Below are 18,814 nucleotides of genomic sequence, written 5' to 3' on the forward strand. Positions count from 1 at the left end.
ATTTCATTTTGTGAAATACTCTCTTAATAAACTGGCTATTCCTTGCTTCAACTAGCATGTTCCTACCACTAAAATACTTTTATAAAGAGCTTAGTTTTTAGGTGGTTACGAAGATACAGAGACCTTTGCTTTTCGCTGCAGGCACTTGTTAACAGAGTATTTGCAAACCATATCACTAAGTGTTTCATACAACTAGTATTTTCAACAAACAATATACTTCCATAAAAAAATCCGTTCAATCCGGGATGGATGTCCCGGTCAAACGGATGGTGTTAAAACATTCGATATCCTTTTGCTCTTAATATTCTCATCACGATTCCAGAAAGGATGGCACCTGCGAGACCGCTTCCTAAAATCACGAGGTCTGCAACAGCTAGATGGCTGAGTCTCGTACCTAGCTCTGAAAAAGACTCTCCTGCATTCCTGAAATAATCTATAAAACGAACTTCGTCCACGATAAAGATAACGACAATCGGATAAATGATTGCCATGATCCAGGTCATACGCAATAACATATTCAACAAAAAGCCTATTCCGAAAAAGAGAACAAAAAATAGGAGCATCGAAATAATCATTACATGTATAGGCATTTGATCCATTGCACCTCCATAAACACTAAATAATAGTGTACCTCGAGGGAAATGAAAGCGTCAATATTTTCAGGAAAGATTTGTAGCTAATTCACAAAATAAACTTATTTTTCCTACGAACATAAAAAAGCAGACCCATAAACAGGTCTGCCTTCTTGTATTCTATAGGGTTTATTTTTGTTTCCCACTGCCGCCGCAGCACGGACACGTTTCAGAACCACCCAATACTAACTGAAAGTATCCTTTTCCTGAACAGTAAAGACAATATTTCGTTTTAGTACTTGCAGTAGCTCTCATTATTCCCTCTCCCTTTTCTTTAATTTCTTAATTTTCTGATAATATATCATCTATCTCTTATAAAGAAAAGGGACAATAAAGGGGATGTACCTCTAAGAAAGCGAATACATTTGTGTTTTTCTTTCATTATCTCTTTATTTCTTAAAATTTACAGAATTTTATAAAAATAAACGATACCGAGTGTAGGCGAATTGATCTCCGGGATTGATCCCTTCAATTCCGTTTAATGTGTGGTGTGATCCCATCCGTTTGATCATCTCGTGAACCATGACGGATGTTTTATCATCTTTCAATAATTCATGAGGCGACATCCACTTCACATCCCATAATTCAGCTTCTTCTATTTTAATGGAAGACGTTTTCTTATTTTCCAACAAAAAGATCATCATATTATCACTGATGTCGTATTGAATCACTCCTGACCTCACGCCAATGATCCCTTTAATGGTCGTATGTATTCCGGTCTCTTCCTTCACTTCTCTTATCACTGCTTCATCAACTGTTTCCCCAGCGTTGACAAACCCTGCCGGAAGAGACCACATCCCCTTCAAGCCGCTGTATTTCTTCTTCACCACCAGCCATTTTCCCGTTTCATCTATGACCAACCCTGCAACGGCCAGCCAAACCTTTCCCCTTTTCATAAAATGCACCTCCGCCTGCATTAAAAAAAGCAGAGTGGAATCCACCCTGCTTTTCATTTTCATCATTTATTGCTTAAAAGAACTTGAATTTTCCTTTTTTGAAGACAAGTGATGGTCCACCAACCATGTAAAGCGCACGGTTATCGACTACCTTCTTCATGAAAGAAGCTTTTGTTCCTGTGATCTTTTTACCGTATACAACACCGATTGCATCGTCTTCACCAAGTGAACATACTGTTCCTTTAATGTCTGGAGTGAACAATTCCAGATCTTCTTTACCGTGAAGTAAAGCAGCGATGTTGCGGGCACAAACTTCACCTTGTTGCATAGCGATTTGTGCAGTCGGCGGGTATGGACGTTCCGTTTCTTCATTAATCATCAATGAACAGTCACCGATGATGAAGATGTTGTCATGTCCTGGTGCACGAAGATCTCTGTTGATTTTCACGCGGGCACGCATGTTCTCGATTCCTGCTTTTTCGATGATGGAGTTACCACGAACACCTGCAGCCCATACAATCGTACCAGCTTTGATTTCTTCCACTTCGTCTTCACCTTTAGCGATAAGAACGCTGTCTGCTTTCGCTTCTTTAAGTGGAGTTCCGATATGGAATTCAACACCTTTTTTCTCAAGCTTGGCACGAGCGTATTTCACTAGCTCAGGATCGAATCCAGGAAGGATCATTGGTGCAGCTTCTACACACACAATGCGTACTTTCTTACGGTCGATATCATATTCATGACATAGTTCAGGAACACGATTACCTAATTCACCTAAGAATTCGATTCCAGTGAAACCAGCTCCACCGACAACGATTGTTAAGCGTTCATCGTTCTTTTCTTCTTCGTTCTTATACGTAGCAAATTGCAATTCAATATGCTCACGGATTTGACGGGCAGAGTTGATGTTTGAAATCATGAATGCATGCTCATGGAGGCCTTGAATTCCGAATGTTTCAGATTCTGCACCTAATGCAATGACCAGGTAATCAAATTCAACTTCGCCGTCAGCAGTGATAACTTTCTTCTCTTCTACTTTAATGTCTTCAACAGTAGATTGTAAGAAGTTTACTTTGCTCGTATTGACGACATCTTTCACATCGTAGCGTACACGATCATGATGAAGCGTACCTGCAGAAGCTTCATGTAACCAAGTGGTTTCATAGTGATAATCATTTTTATTAATTAAAATAATTTCTGCTTCGTTCGTACCTAACTGTTTTTGCAAACGGGTAACCGTCATTAATCCACCGTAACCTGCACCTAATACAACGATTCTTGGCTTTCTCAACTGAATCACATCCACCTTTTTTGATAAATTTGCTTTGGATACTCTTAGAGTCCTCCACATTATGCGTTTTTATCCCGTTCAATCTGAAGCTATTATCTTTTTCCCTATAAAAAAGAAACTAAAACAAACTAAACGCGATGTTTTCCATCATTCTAAGAGGAAAAATACTGTATGAAAAATATAAAAACAAAAGTATGTGACGTATTTCACGAACTACTCCATAGTTATGCGAAAATTGTCATAAATTCTTAACAAATATGCCTACATTACATCTTATTCTTTTTACCGTGCATTTTCAAGATATATATAGGAAATTGAATTCTTAAGAATATTTAGAAAAGAGGAAGGGCTTAGCTCAGTGGCGACAAGCATAAGGCGAACATGCCGGAAAGGCGTTTTTTTCCTTTTTGGTTGATTTGACTTATGACCTAGAGGGACTAGCCGCCGGAGCTGGACAATCAGAAAAGCGGAAGGGGCTTGCCCTGGGGCGACAAGCATAAGACGAGTCACCCGGAAAGGCGTTCTTTGCCTTTTTGGGTGACTTGGCTTATGACCTCGAGCCCCAAGCCCCTGGAGCTGGACAATCAGAAAAGCGGAAGGGCTTAGCTCAGTGGCAACAAGCATAAGGCGAACATGCCGGAAAGGCGTTTTTTTTCCTTTTTGGTTGATTTGGCTTATGACCTCGAGCCCCAAGCCCCTGGAGCTGGACAATGAAAAGAGGAAGGGCTTTGCCCGAAGGCGACAAACATAAGGCAAAGTGCCGAAAAGGGAAATATACTGATTATTCATAATAATGATGTCAATCTTGTGTAGAATCGGGGTCGATATGATAGAATAAATGAAAGTGAAGCACATCTAAATGGTTGGAGGGATTTAGTTGAAGGAAGATCAGAAAGTGTATGATATCACGATCATAGGCGGCGGTCCGACTGGATTGTTCACGGCGTTCTATGGTGGTATGAGAAAAGCATCGGTCAAGATCATCGAAAGCTTACCACAACTCGGGGGCCAGCTGGCTACTCTCTATCCTGAAAAATACATATATGATGTTGCCGGTTTTCCTAAGGTGAAAGCCCAGGATCTGGTCAATAATCTTAAGGAACAAATGGCGAAATTCGAAACGACGATCTGTCTGGAGCAGGCAGTCGAAGGTGTAGAGAAACAGGCTGATGGCATGTTTAAGCTGACAACGGATAAAGAAGTCCACTTCTCTAAGACCATCATTATCACGGCAGGAAACGGTGCCTTCCAGCCCCGACGTCTAGAACTCGAGCATGCTTCGAAGTTCGAAGGGAAAAACCTTCATTACTTTGTTGATAACCTGGAGCATTTCAGGGGCAAGAAAGTGGTCATATGCGGCGGCGGGGACTCTGCAGTGGATTGGGCATTGATGCTCGAGCCGATTGCTGAGAAAGTCTATCTCGTGCACAGACGCGATAAATTCAGGGCACACGAGCATAGTGTGGAGAATCTACACAATTCCACGGTTGAGCTGAAAACACCCTTTGTCCCTTCTGAATTGGTGGTCGATGAGGATAAGATTAATCAGCTCGTATTGGAAGAGACAAAAGGCGACGAGAAGGAAATCATCGACCTTGATGAATTAATCGTCAACTTCGGCTTTGTATCGTCCCTCGGTCCTATCAAAGATTGGGGGCTTGAGATCGAGAAGAATTCCATCGTGGTCAATTCAAGGATGGAAACGAATATTCCGGGTATTTATGCTGCAGGTGATATCAGTACGTATGATGGGAAAGTCAAGCTCATAGCGAGTGGATTTGGTGAAGCCCCGACAGCGGTCAATAATGCGAAAGCGTATATGGATCCAAAGGCAAGAGTGCAGCCAATGCACAGTACGTCCATGTTTACTGATTAAACGACAGGCTCTTATTCAGGAGGCTCAGGAAATTGATTCCTGAGCCCCTTTTTCAATTTAAGGAGGAGACATTCCATGTACATTCCAAAAGAGTTCCTCATTCATGATAAAGAAACCCTTTATTCCATCGTAGAAGAAAATGGTTTCGCCATCGTCTTTTCTGAGAACTGCGGTAAACCTTTTGCCACCCATTTACCTCTCTATTTAGACAGAGAATCGCAATGTCTTTATGGTCATTTTGCCAAAGCCAATCCACAGTGGCGTGAGAGTGAAGGAAAGGAGATGCTTGTTGTCTTCCATGGTCCTCATGCGTATATCTCCCCATCATGGTATGAATCCGATCAAACCGTACCCACCTGGAATTATGTCGCGGTACATGTGTACGGGAAGCTTGAGCTGTTGGATGATGAAGCTGATACCATCCATTCCCTCTCGACTCTAGTGAGGAAATATGAACTCTCCAATAGCCCATATTCATTGGATCGTGTCGATGAAAAGCTCCAGAGCGGGTTAAGAAAAGGAATTGTCGGATTTAAAATTCCTATCCAATCCATCGAAGGGAAAGCCAAACTTAGTCAGAATCACCCTTTGGAAAGGCAACAACGGGTCATTAAGAACTTGGAACAAATCCAGGATGAAAACAGCCAGAAGATTGCCTCTCTTATGAAGAAGAACATCCAATTGAAATAATGATGTCCTACATTTCATCCAGGCCCACGGTTTTGTTTATTTTCACACCGAATGGGTAGACCAATAATAGGACAAAAAACTCAGGATAAAGGATGATGGATGAAATGAATGTATTAGTTATTGGTGCAAATGGCCACACCGGCCGTCATATAGTGAAAGAACTTGCAGGCAGCAGTCAGCATTTCGTAAGGGCCATGATTCGAAAAACAGAACAGGCAAAGGAAATGGAAGACTTGGGCGCAAGACCGATCATCGCTGATCTTGAGCAGGACTTTTCCTATGCCCTTGAAAATGTGAATGCCGTTATCTTCGCTGCCGGAAGCGGAGGATCGACTGGTGATGATAAGACTCTGGCAATCGACCAGGAAGGTGCCAAAAAAGCTGTGGACTATGCGAAAAAAATGGGGATCGAGCGTTTCGTGATGCTCAGTTCCATGGGAGCCGATCATCCGTCAAGCGGTCCGGACGAAATACAGTTCTACTTAAAAGCAAAAGAAGCAGCGGATGCCCATTTGAAAGAAAGTGGCTTGAACTACACGATCGTCCGACCGGGGGCCCTTTCCTTCGATGATGCAACAGGTAAGATTGAAGCGGCCCTGAACATCACGGACAAAAGCCGCAACATTCCCCGCGCAGATGTTGCGAAAGTGATCGTAGATTCATTGACCACCGAAGAAACGAACCACAAAGTATTCGAAATCTTAAGTGGAGACACACCTATCGCAGATGCGCTGAAAAATATCCATTAACCTAAAAAAAGGGACGGACCTCATAAACCGAGGTCCGTCCCTTTTCCATGTTTAGCAATTTTCAGGTGTTCCCTTATTCGTCGCTGTCACGAACGATGAACCACACCCGCATGACGCGATGGCGTTCGGATTGTCGATTGTGAATCCACCGCCCATCATGGACTGCTTGTAATCTATTTTCGTACCGTTCAGGATGGCAGCATCATTTTTTGCCACGACCAGCTTGATTCCGTGCTGTTCTGTCGTGGCATCTCCATCTTGAAGATCATGTTCAAATCCCATACCATAAGAAAGGCCGCTACAGCCTCCCCCTTTTACCGCTACACGTAACATGGCATCTGTTTCGTCATGTTCCTTCATCATGTCTTTAATCTGAAGGGCAGCGGCTTCTGTTAGAATGACAACTTCACTCATTCACTACACCCCCAACCTTTTCATTTCTTATTACTTAGTATACTCCTTTCTATTTTACTACTCAACCAAAGGAGCTTTGGTGAATATTTGGAAGGATAATTTTATGAATTTTCTAACTAAACACAACTTTTTACTCATCTATATTAAAAAAAACACTAGTCCACTTCTATATTACCACGTTATAATAAGGTATATAGTCCCTATTCCGAGGTGGTATTCATGACGGTGGTGACGCCCTTTTATGATAAAAAGACACAATGTCTTTCGTGTAAACATTCCTACAGTACGACTAAGATACGTTCCCGTTTTGTAAAGCTTACAGGTTACGACAGTGACTTTTGTCCCCTGTATCAATCAGATGAAATAAATCCTATGCTCTATAACGTATCGGTTTGCCCAAGATGCGGATTTTCATATACAGATGACTTCACTGCTTACATACCTCCCGTACTCAAGACTGAACTGGAAGAGAAGATCAGTCTGCACTGGAAGCCCCAGGATTATGGGAAGCTCAGGTCATATGAAGATGCGATCAACACGTATAAACTGGCTGCTTACTGCGCTTTGATTAAAAAGGAGAAAAAGTTGACCATTGCAGGGTTATATCTTCGGACTGCCTGGCTCTACCGGAAGACGGATGATCAAGAACAGGAAAGGCGTTTTATTAACCTTGCTACGCATGAGTACATAGATGCCTATATGACTGATGGTACCTCAGGTTTTCTGATGTCCGAAACAAAGCTTTTATACATCATTGCCGAATTACTGAGGAGACAGAATAAAATCGAGGAATCCGTTATTTATCTTTCTAAAGTCATCGGGAAGCAACATCTGTCGACTGAACCGAAGATCATTGATATGGCAAGGGAACGCTGGTACGAGATCCGGGAAGTATATAAAGAATCTAAATCCATGTAAAAAAGAACACTGGTGGACGCTCCACTAGTGTTCTTTCGTATATTCCAGGGCAGTAGGATTCACAAATATTTTCATCCGAAGTGATCTTGATCAAGATTCTCATCCATCCTCTTTCCCCTCCAAAAGACAAAAAAAATAAGCCGGTCAGGCCGGCTTTTCCTTAGAACATCGGGTTGTCTTCAAGGAATTGATAAATCTCATCCACAAGTCCTTCAGGCGTGTCGCCTGTTACGACCTCCCCATTGACGAGAGCATAAAACGATTGGGCGCATTTTCCGCAGTAACCCAGGCATCCGTACTCAATGACATCAAGGTTCGGGTCTCTTTCTAATATCTCAAGCGCTTTTTGCGCACCGCTAGCAAGATTGCTTATACAAAATTCTATAATAGGTTTCAATTCCATCACCTCACTACTCTTTGTTATGCTACCTTTTTTTATCACCTTCGTCAATGAATTGCATTCCATGTAATGGTATAACAGATTGTGAACATTTTCGCTTATTTCTGTTGTGAAAAGACCTTTATTTCGATATACTTTTAATGTTAATAGGTTTATTTATGTAGAATTCACTCGAATTATGCTTCATATTGAAAATGCTTACTTTGTCAGGACTCGTTTTGGCCTGAATGTCCTTTAAATCCTGTCCCTTACCATTATGGGATATAAATCATTTACAAACACACTATTTCAACAATAATGTAGAGTGCAAAAGGGGAAATTTCTATGAAACAATTAGTGCTGCTTGGCGGAGGATATGGCAACATGCGCGTCCTTCTTCGCTTATTACCCAACCAACTACCAGAAGACGTATCGATTACCCTGATTGATCGAAATCCTTATCACTGCCTGAAAACAGAATACTATGCCTTAGCTGCCGGAACGATTTCAGATCAACATGTACGTGTATCATTCCCGGAACATAGCCGTTTATCATATGTTTATGGAGATATCACAGGCGTTGATATGGAAAATAAACTCGTCCAAATGAAAGATCAGGATCCCGTTCCTTATGATGACCTTGTCATTGGACTTGGTTGTGAAGATAAGTATCACAATGTTCCCGGTGCAGATGAACATACATTCTCGATTCAAACGATTGAGAGGTCTCGTAAGACGTATCAAACGCTGTGTAATCTTCCTGCAGGTTCCATTGTTGGTATCGTGGGAGCTGGATTAAGCGGAATTGAACTTGCCAGTGAGCTTCGGGAAAGCCGTTCTGATCTGAAGATTAAATTATTCGACCGTGGACCGCGTATCCTCAATGCATTCCCGGAACGTTTAAGCTCTTACGTTCATGGATGGTTTGATGAAAACGGCGTCGAAATCGTAAACAATTCCAATATTACGAAAGTGGAGCCGAACACGCTACATAACCACGAAGAGCAGATTTTCTGTGATGCCATTGTTTGGACTGCAGGAATCCAGCCTAGCAAGGTCGTTCGTGATATGGAAGTCGAGAAAGATGCAAGCGGTCGCGTCACCCTGACAAAGTATCATAATCTGCCCCAGGATGAACATGTATATGTAGTCGGTGACTGCGCAAGTCTTCCTCAAGCTCCAAGTGCCCAGCTTGCTGAAGGACAGGCAGAACAAATCGTGACCATTTTATTGAAACGCTGGAATAACGAAGAGCTCCCTGCAGAATTGCCGAAGATCAAGCTAAAGGGGATTCTGGGATCACTCGGAAAGAAACATGGTTTCGGACTTGTCAACGAGCGCTCTATAACAGGACGGGTCGCACGATTATTGAAATCCGGTGTGTTGTGGATGTATAAATATCATAATGGATGATAATAAAACCCCTACTGTTCAACAGTAGGGGTTTTGTACTGTTCATATCTTAAAAGACCCTTTTCATTCGAAAAACAGCCTTATGTAGATACTCATGCATCCAGTTCCACGTATAAGCCCCTCAGTCCCCTAAGCAGGAACATATCCCTCCAATTGGATTCATCATGATTCCCCACCATTTTCATGGCCGGAAAGGCACTCAGTAGTTTCTCAAAGGCTATTTTTCCCTCAAGTCTTGCAAGGGGCGCTCCCAGACAGAAATGAATTCCATATCCAAAGGCCATATGAGGATTGGGTTTCCGAGTCACATCGAATGTACCTGCATCTTCAAATTTTCTTTCGTCTCGGTTGGCAGATGAAATCGAGGCCAGTACCATGTCTCCTCTCTTGATGCGTTTCCCCTTAAAATCCATATCTTCCGCAGACCAACGTGCAGTAGAGAAATCAACCGGACTATAGAAGCGAAGTGATTCTTCAATGGCTGTCTCAATGAATGAGTGATTCATCCTCAGCTTCTCTAATTGATCTGGATGTTCGAAGAGAGCATACATTCCATTCCCTATCAGGTTGACCGTTGTTTCATGTCCGGCAATGATGAGAAGAATAATCATTGAATACAGTTCATCTTCGGTTAACTGTTCCCCCTCTTCCTCATGCAACACCAAATTGGAAATCAAATCATCCTTAGGGTTTTCTTTCTTTTCTTTAAGCAAGAGCGTCAAATATTCAATGAATTCCCTCACGTCCCCCTGAAAATCAGTATCCATATTGTCCGAAGCTGACACGATGGTGTTGGACCAACGCCTGAACTTTTCTCGATCTTCTGTCGGGACACCAAGAAGTTCCGAAATGACGATAATCGGGAGCGGAAAGGCAAAGTCATCAATCAGATCTATAACGCCTTCTTTCACCTTCATCTCATCGATGAGTTGATCGGCGATAGCCTCAATCCTGGGTGAAAGCTCTTGAATTTTTTTAGGATTGAAATAAGGTTGCACAAGCTTTCTCAGTCTTGTATGGTCAGGTGGATCGACGTCGAGCATCATGTGCTGAAACACCCTTGCTTCTAGGGGTAAATCATGATTCCCCTCAGAATTCGGAAACACCTTTGATTGATTTTTGATAAAAGAATAAGTTTTTAATAGCTCTAACACATCTTCATACCCTGATACGATCCACGTCGTATGCTCCCCATCTTCCCATGCTGCAAACACCGGATCTGTTTTTCTTAAGTGGGAATAGAATGGGTATGCTCCCCTTTTAAAGTTGGACTGAAATACTGATTCAAACGAATTCATCATGCCCCTCCTCTAATTAACTGACTAGTCAATCTTCTTCATCAGTATATGATAAGGACGATCAGGCTTCAATTCACAGCCTTAAATCGGCACAAAAAAAACCAATTTCATAAATGAAATTGGTTTTACAGCTTAAACCGCTTTATATCCAAACTTCTCAAGTTCAGAGTAAATCGTCTTCAAACGGGGATTTCCTTCGCCGACAATATTTCCTTCCAATAATACAATCGGATAGAACATATCTTCTTCAATCACCCTCGTGGCGAACTGCTTAACAGATTCTTCTTCGGGCGGATTGTGAATGTCCACATATTTAATCACGAATGGCTGATTCGGATATTTCCTGCTCACTGCAGCCTCTAGCCATTCATACGTTTCTTTCGATGATGGTAAGTTTACACAGCTTGGACAGAGTAGTTCCGCCCCGTAAACGTAAAGTTCAACCGGCTTACGCTCCATATGATTCTCCCCTTTGTTTTCCCTCTTTTGTTTATTTTACAAAAAAAACATTATGGTTGGAACCAAAATAGTCAATTTTCTCTTTGGCAACCCTCTGGGAAACATTTCTTGAAAAAGATATGCCCAATCGTTTGCAGGTTGATAGATTTTTTGCGAATATGTCATTATAATAGATAGTAAGGAAAGGAGTAGATAATAATGGCTGAAAACGAAATGATTGCACCCGTTCAGGAAGTATTAGATAAATTACGTCCGTTCCTACTTCGCGATGGTGGAGACTGTGAACTTGTGGACGTTGAAGATGGAATTGTTAAACTACGCTTACTTGGTGCTTGTGGAAGCTGCCCAAGTTCAACAATCACGTTAAAAGCAGGAATCGAACGCGCATTAGTGGAAGAAGTTCCTGGAATCGTTGAAGTAGAGCAAGTATTCTAATTCGGTTTTGACTTAAAAGCCTGAATCCTTCATTGGATTCAGGCTTTTTTTCTTTTTACTTCACAGCTGTTTTCGGCAGGTCTCCTTTTAGAACGGCTTGGATGTTTTCTACACATAGAGTCATCATGTTATACCGGGTATCCTCTGAAGAGCTTCCGATGTGGGGAAGAGCGACAACTTGATCGAATGCGAGAAGAGGATGATCTTCACTGATCGGTTCCTTTTCAAATACATCCAATCCAGCTCCTGCAATGTCTCCCCTTTTTAACGCTTGTATAAGCTCTTCTTCATTTACGATTGGCCCGCGTGCCGCATTGATGAGTATGGCCGTTTTCTTCATTTTTTTGAACTGGTTTCCCTGGAACATCCCCTCCGTCTCAGGATTCAGAGGCGCAAGGATGACAACGAAATCCGATTGAGAAAGGAGCTCGTCCAATAAGGCATATTGTACCCCTATACTCTGTTCGGCTTCGTGTTTCCGTGAACGATTATAGTACAGGACATTCATATTGAACCCTTTCGCCCTTTTTGCCACAGCTTCACCGATACTACCCATACCGACAATACCCATTGTTTTGTGATGAATATCTGCACCAGCCAGGAGAAGGGGTGACCAGCTTTTCCACTTTCCTTCTTTTATGTATCGGTCAGCTTCAACGATCCGTCTTGCAACAGCCAGCAAGAGAGCAAAAGTCAAATCAGCCGTTGTCTCCGTCAGAACATCCGGTGTATTCGTAATAGTGACCCCTTTTTCATTTGCCGCCTTAAGGTCTATGTTGTCATAACCAACAGCAAGATTGGATACGATCCTCAGTGAGTCAGCATTTTGTAAGAGTTCCCGGTCAATTTTGTCAGACAGCATCGTCAATAGGGCAGAAGCTTTTTCCGCTTTCTCCAGGAGGATGTCCCTAGGTACAGGTGCATCTTCCCTGTTCCACATATCCACCTCGAACTCATCCATTAATGGCTCAATGACGGATTCAGGCAGTTTTCGTGTAATGTAGATGAATGGCTTCATATGTATTCCCCACCTTCACTTCTTTTTTTCAGTTTAGCATAAAAGTGAAGGCTTCACCCGTTACTGGGCTGGGGAGTTACAACCAGGCAATCAGAGGGATACCCCACTTTTTCACAGGAACCTCTGACATATGGTAAAAATCAGAAAGAAATGATTCGTATTGATGAGAGTTCTTCAGATAACGCTCCAATTTCTCTTCGACTGTTTTTTTCTTCTGTTCTGATTGTGAAATATAGTACTCCTCAACGCACTCAAAATAATGCAAGGGGAATAAAAGCCGTGAATACAGCAATCTCCATGAAAATGGAGAGAGTGGTGTAATCGATTCATATTCCTTCATAAATTCTTGAAGTTCTGGATGAAACGTCTGGCTCCTCATGAAATAGCGTTCCCTGACCCACTCTGCTATGTCCCGGGTGCAGTGATCGAATACCCATTGAAATGGAAAATGAATGCACACTTCCGATCCCCATGTGGACTTCAGAAACCGTTCATGGCAAATGGTCCCTGCATCCTCCGCCTGAGGATCTTCATCCAGTTCTGTATCCACCAGATATTGTATAGCGTTTTCTGACAATGCACTGTAGTAAGGATAGCTTTCCACAAACAAGCGCTCAAACTCATCAGCCGGCTGATCCTGGATAACCTGATAATACGCTTTCTCCAACTGTGCCAGCCTTTTCTCCCACAGACTTTTCCACTGCCCCATGCGATTGATCTTTTCCACCTTTTCTTCATAGGTCCGTCCCCTGTAATGAAATTTACTAAGCTTTCTGCCAACCTTCTGATCTGGGGGAGAGTGAATGGTTTCATTCCTGAGGACGACATAATCCTTATCCTTCTCCACTACGAGAAATCTTCCTTCGTTACTCTGAACAAAGGTCGATACATAGCGATCTCCTGCACTTTTTAGATGCTCTGCCAATTTATAAAGTTCCACCAGGGTTTCCTGTTCCATATTCGAGACGCCTACAATACTATATACTAATCCCCCAACCATATAACGATCCATCATTCCATCGTAGAATGCCCGCTCAGGATGCAACCCAAAATGGTTAATTAAAATCTCTTGAGACATACTGACCTCTCCTATCTATAATGACCGTTCTTTTTCGCCATTCGTATATAACCTGTACTCTATATAGCTTGAGAACGATTCATGCAAAATGAATATCCAAAACCAGAGATGGGCAAGAATGAAATTAGAAGCTATTATTATGTCTATTTTCCAAAAGGGAATCATATGAGTAAAACAAGGCTTCGTCTAATCGAAATAGGGGTTTTACAATCTTTCAAAGAAAAAGGTGAATAGGATGAAGGATAAAGAATCAATGGATTTATTAGAGAGTACAGCACGTAAATGGCTGCATGAAAGAGGCGTGGAGATAGAAGATATCGCTCAATTAGTCATGTACCTTCAACAAAAGTATCATCCTGATCTTGAATTAAAGGAATGTGTTTACAACGTTGAACGTGTGTTAACAAAGCGTGAAGTACAGAATGCGATTCTGACAGGCATTCAACTTGATATATTAGCTGAGAAAAAGATGCTGATGGAGCCATTGCAGGCCATTGTAGAAGTGGATGAAGGATTATACGGAGTGGATGAAATACTCGCCTTTTCCATCGTGAATGTGTATGGTTCGATTGGATTTACAAACTACGGATATATTGATAAGCAAAAACCGGGGATCCTGGAGAAATTGAATGATAAGTCTTCGGGTATGTGCCATACCTTCCTGGATGATATTGTCGGTGCCATCGCCGCAGCAGCTTCAAGCCGTTTGGCACACCGGGCAAAAAGCACAGAGTGAAAGTATAAAATGTTTTAAATCAGACGACAAAGTCGTCTGATTTTTAGTGATGGAAGAAGTACATAAGGATAAATTATACGGTTGAACCCGATCGATTACATATTCATCAAAAATAGATCCTTTTAACTAACTTAATGATTGCACATTGTTGAATTGTTTTATATAATTACAATTATAGTTGTAATTATATTCAATATAGTTGTATCGAGGAATATTCTTAAAGCATAGAAACATCAATAAAGGCCGTTACTTTCACGACACTGCATTCCCCATATTACATATGTCCAGAAATAATCGAGGTGAATTCTTATCCAGTGCCTAAGTGATCAAGCCCTTATCGATGCCTATAAGAAAGCAAAACAGTTAAAACTAAGTAATGAATTCATCACTCTGATCGAACAAGAAATGAAAAAGAGAAAATTAGTTCATTAGATAATCGTTTGGTTGTAGATCTCTTCGTGTTCTTCACAAGTTGGCATGATGTCTTCCCACTGGACGTCCAGAGCACATACAATGGCATTCAGCTTGTTCAGGGACGGGTTCGCTTCACCCTTTTCAATCAACGAAATATAATTAACCGTCAATCCACATTTGTGACTTAATTCCTGTATGGTGATTTCTTTCGCTCTTCTATGGTGTCTTATTTTCTTTCCGACAAGTCCTGTAACTGTAACTGTAATACTCATTACCTCACTACCCTTTTAAAAATTCTTTAGAAATGATGTAGATGTTTCCCGTAAATCAAGATAAGAAACAGTGACTTCCATTCTTAAAGTTGTTTACATTCGTAAAGAATAGTTAGAAATTGAAAAGGTATCAATGCTAATAGTCCCCTACTACCTTTGATGTTTACCCTAGTTGGATACCTTTACACTTCATTTCGAAATATTTTTTAAAAAAATCAAAAAAATCTTTGCTTTCTCTTTTCACTTTCTGCTTTTAGCCCTTCTGAGTACTCAAATATGTGTAATGGAAAAAATTAAAGTTAGTTAGAGGAAAAACACATAATACAATAGGAGTATAATTCTGGTTCCTGCTACTATACTTACAACAATATTTATAGAGGCGTACATATTGTTAGCAAGGAGGACCGCTACCATGGTCCCTGAAGTATAAATAGTATTCCAGTTACTTCTTTTCACACTAGTTCTATTTTACTTATACGAGTGTGGGTTGTCTATTATGAATATGCTACTATTTTTTTACATTTGTTCTATTTGAGTACTCAGCAGGACTAATAGGGATATGGAGGCTGACTGTCAGCCTCCATTTTTTGTTATTATATATCCCACTCGTCCAAAGTTTCAATCGTATAAGTAGGCTGAATATGCTTCTTACTTAATGCCTCTTTCGTAGTGACCCCTGTATGAACAAGCAGTGTATCGAGCCCGGCATTGATCCCGGCGAGAATATCCGTATCATAGTTATCCCCCACCATCAGTGTTTCTTCCTTCGGGACTCCTAACACAGACAGCGCCTGTTCCATAATGATGGACTCCGGCTTTCCGATGAAGATCGGGTCGGTCTGGGTTGAGACGGTCACGACAGAGGTCAAAGAACCATTCCCTGGAAGCAGCCCCCGCTCAGTCGGAATCGCGATGTCCCCATTTGTTGAAATGAACGTCGCTCCATTTCTCACCCCTAAGCAAGCAAGGGATAATTTCTCATAATTAATGTCACGGTCAATTCCGACCACTACGAAATCAGGTTTTTCTTCCTGAAGCGTAATGCCGTTCTCTTCCAGTGCTGAACGAATCCCTTCTTCACCGATGACATAGGCAGTCCCGTTCGGCTTTTCCTTCGCCATATATTGGGCAGTCGCCATGGATGTGGTGAATACCTGCTCCTTTTTTGCCGGAATATCGAAGGACCTCAATTTTTCAGCCACCTGCTCAGGTCTTCTAGAAGAATTATTTGTGACGAACAGATAAGGTAAGTCTTTTTCCTGCAATCGTTTCACGAAGTCCCCCGCTTCTTCGATTTTCTCTTTTCCTTTATACATCGTTCCATCCAGATCGATTAAGTACCCTTTATATTCTTTCATTTGTAGTACCTCCATAACGTTGATTTTTAGTATGTCCAAGATTTTGTGTAACCCCATAAAAAATAAAGCGCTTTCTAAATAGAAAGCGCGATCAATTACTTTAATTTTTAAACGCTGATACGGGACCCAGTTCATTTTCGAGGTAGTTTCGTACCTGGACTGGAAATTGGGTCAGTGTTGGGAACACTTCTTTTATAATTGTATGTAATGCTTCATGATCAACCGAAGTATATTCCTGTACCAAGGGTTTACGCTGTCCAACGAGGCGTTTAAGGTCTTCACTCATGTTATCAGTGATCACCTTTTCATCGAGGAGAATGTCTATGATATCCTCGTAGCTGCCCGGATCCCTCATGATAAATCCATCAATCATGCTATTTCCTACATCCAGGATGGATTCAATGATTACGTGGGCAACACGCTCCAACGCCAATTTTTCTAATGTAGCATTCCACTGTTCTTGACGACTGATAATGGTCAGTTGCTCATTCATATAGATCAGTATTTCTGCAATCTTTTCCCTGTCTACAAAATACATGGTGCACACCTCTTCCTAAAACGAAATCCTCACACTCTTTATTTTAACATAATTTCAGCATCATACAGATACATCCTGCAATTCCTGCCTTAGTTTGATATGATGAAATGAGCAGAAAATGAGGAGGACATCGTAATGAATGAACGCTTTTATTTATATGATGATATGGAAACCACTAAAACCCGATTCGTGAGTTTCATGGGGGAAAGTCAACGATATGACCTGGCCATTACTCAAACCGAACGTTATTACGGGAAAGCATTAGTACTGGACCTTCAGGGTAACCGATTTGCCATTATGGGCAGGGATGATCTCGATGAACCCGGATATATAGAAAGTGTATTCAAATTAACGGATGAAGAAGCTGCAGAATTAAGGGACTTTTTAGGGGAAATCATCCTTTAAATGAAGGTGCCGCAAGAATGAACTCCCCCTCCATCTCACATACTAGAGGTATGAAAGGTGGGAGATTTGATGAGTAAAGACCGTAAACAGAACGACAAGGAAGAACAAGTATACAGCGACTTCTCAAACGTAGAAACTTATCGTAATTTCATCGTCCCCGAAACGCTTCCTGAAGGTCCTTACGGGGCTCCAAGAGGAAAGCATACCCCTGTTGAAAATAAGAGTACACCATGGGAAGAGGGACAGAGGTATTATAGTGCCTTCAACTACGAGAATAAATCACTGCATCAGGATATCCCCCGTCAGGAACCCGGTTCACATCCTGTTCATGCAGACCCTGATGTGAATGAAGAACCGCCTTATACTGAAAATAAGTAAAATAAAAAGGAACAAACGGTTGTCGTTTGTTCCTTTCCCCATTATTTGTTTACCTTTTTCACGAGAAAATAAGCACATCCAAAATTACAGTATTCATACAAGTAATCCTTATGAGTACTTACCTTTGTATCGAATGATGCCTTTTGATTGTGATCTTCAAAGAACCCTTTTAGACGAAGCTGCCCATATCCCCAATCACCAAGGATATAATCGTATTTGCTTAAAATATCGCTATATCTTTCTTTAAAAGCTTCTTCGTTGAATCCGTCTCTAAACTCCTCGACGATTTCGTAGCATGTGTTTTGTACGCAAATCACCTCTGTCCACCCACTTTCGTTTCCTTATCTTAAATTATAACGGATTGTCCATTAATTACTATGAAAAATTACCATTCCAGATGGTCACCCTATCAAATAGGGGGTGTTTAAGTTGAATAAATTAATTTTAGGTACAACGGTACTGAGCATCACGCTCATCGGAACTGCCTGCAGCGGCATCGACAAGGCTAATGAAGAAATGTTCCACGATAATGGAAATACAATTAACGTAACTGACCGGGAAGACCTTTATAATGAAAACGGCTGGACCAAAAAAGGCCCTCACCGCGGGGAAGACTTCGGTTATGTCCGTCAACAGAAGAGTCCCACTGGTGGCCAAAATATCTCCACGAAGGATATGTACAGCATCAATCGTGAGCAGGTAGCAGACTCCATCAGCAAAATGAGTGTTGCCCTTCCAGATGTGAAGGATTGCTCCACTCTGGTGACAGATGAAGAAGTACTTGTCTCTTATGTAACCGACAAAAAAGATAAAGACGGCCGCTTTGAAGTTGCCGATCAGGTAAAGAAAACAGCCATGTCGGTCATCCCACGCTGGTATCATGTCTATGTGACCGATGATAAAGCTTTGATGCGCAATGTTGAAAACCTCGCAAAAATGGATAGTGACAGCAAAAACGCGAATACAGCCATTGACGACACCATCAACCTGATGCTGAAAGACTCTCCACAAGGAAGAAATGTAGATTCAGGTGAAAATGCCAACGGTGAAATGACATCTGATCAATACGAAATGCGTGATGACGACACCCATAAAATCAATATGGACCGCCAAAAACGCAACGATTATACAGATACAAACAAAATGATGGACTAAAGAAAAGCGCAG

At 41.5% G+C, this 18,814-nt stretch carries 25 protein-coding genes; 11 read left to right on the plus strand and 14 right to left on the minus strand.

What is annotated here, in order from left to right; translation table 11 throughout:
* Positions 1-272: 272 nt before the first annotated feature.
* From ACIGG7_RS20120 to ACIGG7_RS20135, 4 genes are all read right to left on the minus strand, one after another.
* Positions 273-599 carry a YuiB family protein gene (locus tag ACIGG7_RS20120; protein WP_224945455.1) on the minus strand — a complete coding sequence of 109 codons (327 nt, stop codon included), beginning with the start codon at positions 597-599 and terminating at the stop codon, positions 273-275.
* 162 nt (positions 600-761) lie between these two features.
* Complete coding sequence (locus ACIGG7_RS20125) at positions 762-887, minus strand: YuiA family protein (protein ID WP_172655674.1); 126 nt, start codon at positions 885-887, stop codon at positions 762-764.
* Positions 888-1,045: 158 nt separating this feature from the next.
* On the minus strand, positions 1,046-1,528 hold the full coding sequence (locus ACIGG7_RS20130; protein WP_397550838.1) for an NUDIX hydrolase: 483 nt from the start codon (positions 1,526-1,528) through the stop codon (positions 1,046-1,048).
* Positions 1,529-1,601: 73 nt separating this feature from the next.
* The gene (locus tag ACIGG7_RS20135; RefSeq protein WP_224945458.1) at positions 1,602-2,819 is read right to left on the minus strand and encodes an NAD(P)/FAD-dependent oxidoreductase; all 1,218 of its coding nucleotides are present in this window, start codon (positions 2,817-2,819) and stop codon (positions 1,602-1,604) included.
* Between the two features lie 877 nt (positions 2,820-3,696).
* On the opposite strand from ACIGG7_RS20135, the gene ACIGG7_RS20140 reads away from it, so the two are divergent.
* From ACIGG7_RS20140 to ACIGG7_RS20150, 3 genes are all read left to right on the plus strand, one after another.
* The gene (locus ACIGG7_RS20140; protein ID WP_224944539.1) at positions 3,697-4,695 is read left to right on the plus strand and encodes an NAD(P)/FAD-dependent oxidoreductase; all 999 of its coding nucleotides are present in this window, start codon (positions 3,697-3,699) and stop codon (positions 4,693-4,695) included.
* 75 nt (positions 4,696-4,770) lie between these two features.
* Positions 4,771-5,385, plus strand: a complete 615-nt coding sequence (locus tag ACIGG7_RS20145) for an FMN-binding negative transcriptional regulator (protein ID WP_397550839.1) — start codon at positions 4,771-4,773, stop codon at positions 5,383-5,385.
* A 104-nt stretch (positions 5,386-5,489) separates the two neighbouring features.
* Positions 5,490-6,134: an SDR family oxidoreductase gene (locus ACIGG7_RS20150; RefSeq protein WP_397550840.1), complete on the plus strand. Its 645-nt coding sequence runs from the start codon at positions 5,490-5,492 to the stop codon at positions 6,132-6,134.
* A gap of 51 nt (positions 6,135-6,185) precedes the next feature.
* Here ACIGG7_RS20150 and ACIGG7_RS20155 read toward each other — a convergent pair whose 3' ends face one another.
* On the minus strand, positions 6,186-6,548 hold the full coding sequence (locus ACIGG7_RS20155) for a HesB/IscA family protein (protein ID WP_224944544.1): 363 nt from the start codon (positions 6,546-6,548) through the stop codon (positions 6,186-6,188).
* A gap of 219 nt (positions 6,549-6,767) precedes the next feature.
* Between ACIGG7_RS20155 and ACIGG7_RS20160 the strand changes: the two genes are divergently transcribed.
* Positions 6,768-7,466: a DUF2225 domain-containing protein gene (locus ACIGG7_RS20160; protein ID WP_224944545.1), complete on the plus strand. Its 699-nt coding sequence runs from the start codon at positions 6,768-6,770 to the stop codon at positions 7,464-7,466.
* A 160-nt stretch (positions 7,467-7,626) separates the two neighbouring features.
* On the opposite strand, the gene ACIGG7_RS20165 is transcribed toward ACIGG7_RS20160, so the two are convergent.
* Positions 7,627-7,869: a YuzB family protein gene (locus ACIGG7_RS20165; RefSeq protein WP_224944546.1), complete on the minus strand. Its 243-nt coding sequence runs from the start codon at positions 7,867-7,869 to the stop codon at positions 7,627-7,629.
* 321 nt (positions 7,870-8,190) lie between these two features.
* On the opposite strand from ACIGG7_RS20165, the gene ACIGG7_RS20170 reads away from it, so the two are divergent.
* Entirely contained in the window at positions 8,191-9,258 is a 1,068-nt protein-coding gene (locus tag ACIGG7_RS20170; protein WP_224944547.1) for an NAD(P)/FAD-dependent oxidoreductase, read from the plus strand.
* A gap of 92 nt (positions 9,259-9,350) precedes the next feature.
* Here the strand turns inward: ACIGG7_RS20170 and ACIGG7_RS20175 are convergent, their stop codons facing one another.
* Positions 9,351-10,559: a cytochrome P450 family protein gene (locus ACIGG7_RS20175; RefSeq protein ID WP_397550841.1), complete on the minus strand. Its 1,209-nt coding sequence runs from the start codon at positions 10,557-10,559 to the stop codon at positions 9,351-9,353.
* A gap of 129 nt (positions 10,560-10,688) precedes the next feature.
* Positions 10,689-11,015, minus strand: a complete 327-nt coding sequence (locus tag ACIGG7_RS20180; protein ID WP_224944549.1) for a YuzD family protein — start codon at positions 11,013-11,015, stop codon at positions 10,689-10,691.
* Between the two features lie 198 nt (positions 11,016-11,213).
* Between ACIGG7_RS20180 and ACIGG7_RS20185 the strand changes: the two genes are divergently transcribed.
* Complete coding sequence (locus ACIGG7_RS20185) at positions 11,214-11,450, plus strand: NifU family protein (protein WP_034763763.1); 237 nt, start codon at positions 11,214-11,216, stop codon at positions 11,448-11,450.
* 55 nt (positions 11,451-11,505) lie between these two features.
* On the opposite strand, the gene ACIGG7_RS20190 is transcribed toward ACIGG7_RS20185, so the two are convergent.
* Positions 11,506-12,468 carry a 2-hydroxyacid dehydrogenase gene (locus tag ACIGG7_RS20190; RefSeq protein WP_397550842.1) on the minus strand — a complete coding sequence of 321 codons (963 nt, stop codon included), beginning with the start codon at positions 12,466-12,468 and terminating at the stop codon, positions 11,506-11,508.
* Positions 12,469-12,544: 76 nt separating this feature from the next.
* Positions 12,545-13,546, minus strand: coding sequence for a spore coat putative kinase YutH (yutH, locus tag ACIGG7_RS20195; RefSeq protein WP_224944553.1), 1,002 nt, complete (start codon positions 13,544-13,546; stop codon positions 12,545-12,547).
* A 235-nt stretch (positions 13,547-13,781) separates the two neighbouring features.
* On the opposite strand from yutH, the gene ACIGG7_RS20200 reads away from it, so the two are divergent.
* Both ACIGG7_RS20200 and ACIGG7_RS20205 read left to right on the plus strand, forming a co-directional pair.
* The gene (locus ACIGG7_RS20200; protein ID WP_224944556.1) at positions 13,782-14,282 is read left to right on the plus strand and encodes a phosphatidylglycerophosphatase A family protein; all 501 of its coding nucleotides are present in this window, start codon (positions 13,782-13,784) and stop codon (positions 14,280-14,282) included.
* Between the two features lie 309 nt (positions 14,283-14,591).
* Positions 14,592-14,714 carry a sporulation histidine kinase inhibitor Sda gene (locus tag ACIGG7_RS20205; RefSeq protein ID WP_224945060.1) on the plus strand — a complete coding sequence of 41 codons (123 nt, stop codon included), beginning with the start codon at positions 14,592-14,594 and terminating at the stop codon, positions 14,712-14,714.
* On the opposite strand, the gene ACIGG7_RS20210 is transcribed toward ACIGG7_RS20205, so the two are convergent.
* From ACIGG7_RS20210 to ACIGG7_RS20220, 3 genes are all read right to left on the minus strand, one after another.
* Positions 14,711-14,968 (minus strand): helix-turn-helix domain-containing protein, encoded by a 258-nt coding sequence (locus ACIGG7_RS20210; protein ID WP_224944559.1) that lies wholly within the window; start codon positions 14,966-14,968, stop codon positions 14,711-14,713. The genes ACIGG7_RS20205 and ACIGG7_RS20210 overlap by 4 nt on opposite strands.
* 593 nt (positions 14,969-15,561) lie before the next feature.
* A complete protein-coding gene (locus tag ACIGG7_RS20215; protein WP_397550843.1) occupies positions 15,562-16,326 on the minus strand; it encodes a TIGR01457 family HAD-type hydrolase in 765 nt (254 codons plus the stop codon).
* A 100-nt stretch (positions 16,327-16,426) separates the two neighbouring features.
* A complete protein-coding gene (locus tag ACIGG7_RS20220) occupies positions 16,427-16,864 on the minus strand; it encodes a DUF86 domain-containing protein (protein ID WP_397550844.1) in 438 nt (145 codons plus the stop codon).
* Positions 16,865-16,999: 135 nt separating this feature from the next.
* On the opposite strand from ACIGG7_RS20220, the gene ACIGG7_RS20225 reads away from it, so the two are divergent.
* Both ACIGG7_RS20225 and ACIGG7_RS20230 read left to right on the plus strand, forming a co-directional pair.
* Positions 17,000-17,269 carry a DUF3055 domain-containing protein gene (locus ACIGG7_RS20225; protein WP_224944569.1) on the plus strand — a complete coding sequence of 90 codons (270 nt, stop codon included), beginning with the start codon at positions 17,000-17,002 and terminating at the stop codon, positions 17,267-17,269.
* A 69-nt stretch (positions 17,270-17,338) separates the two neighbouring features.
* On the plus strand, positions 17,339-17,647 hold the full coding sequence (locus tag ACIGG7_RS20230) for a cytosolic protein (protein WP_224944572.1): 309 nt from the start codon (positions 17,339-17,341) through the stop codon (positions 17,645-17,647).
* A 41-nt stretch (positions 17,648-17,688) separates the two neighbouring features.
* On the opposite strand, the gene ACIGG7_RS20235 is transcribed toward ACIGG7_RS20230, so the two are convergent.
* Entirely contained in the window at positions 17,689-17,964 is a 276-nt protein-coding gene (locus ACIGG7_RS20235; protein WP_224944575.1) for a YutD family protein, read from the minus strand.
* A 103-nt stretch (positions 17,965-18,067) separates the two neighbouring features.
* Here ACIGG7_RS20235 and ACIGG7_RS20240 point away from each other — a divergent pair, with 103 nt between their 5' ends.
* Complete coding sequence (locus tag ACIGG7_RS20240; RefSeq protein WP_224944578.1) at positions 18,068-18,802, plus strand: YhcN/YlaJ family sporulation lipoprotein; 735 nt, start codon at positions 18,068-18,070, stop codon at positions 18,800-18,802.
* The last annotated feature ends 12 nt before the right edge of the window (positions 18,803-18,814 follow it).

It is taken from the genome of Rossellomorea sp. NPDC077527, from assembly GCF_044542955.1.
Classification (GTDB): domain Bacteria; phylum Bacillota; class Bacilli; order Bacillales; family Bacillaceae_B; genus Rossellomorea; species Rossellomorea aquimaris_E.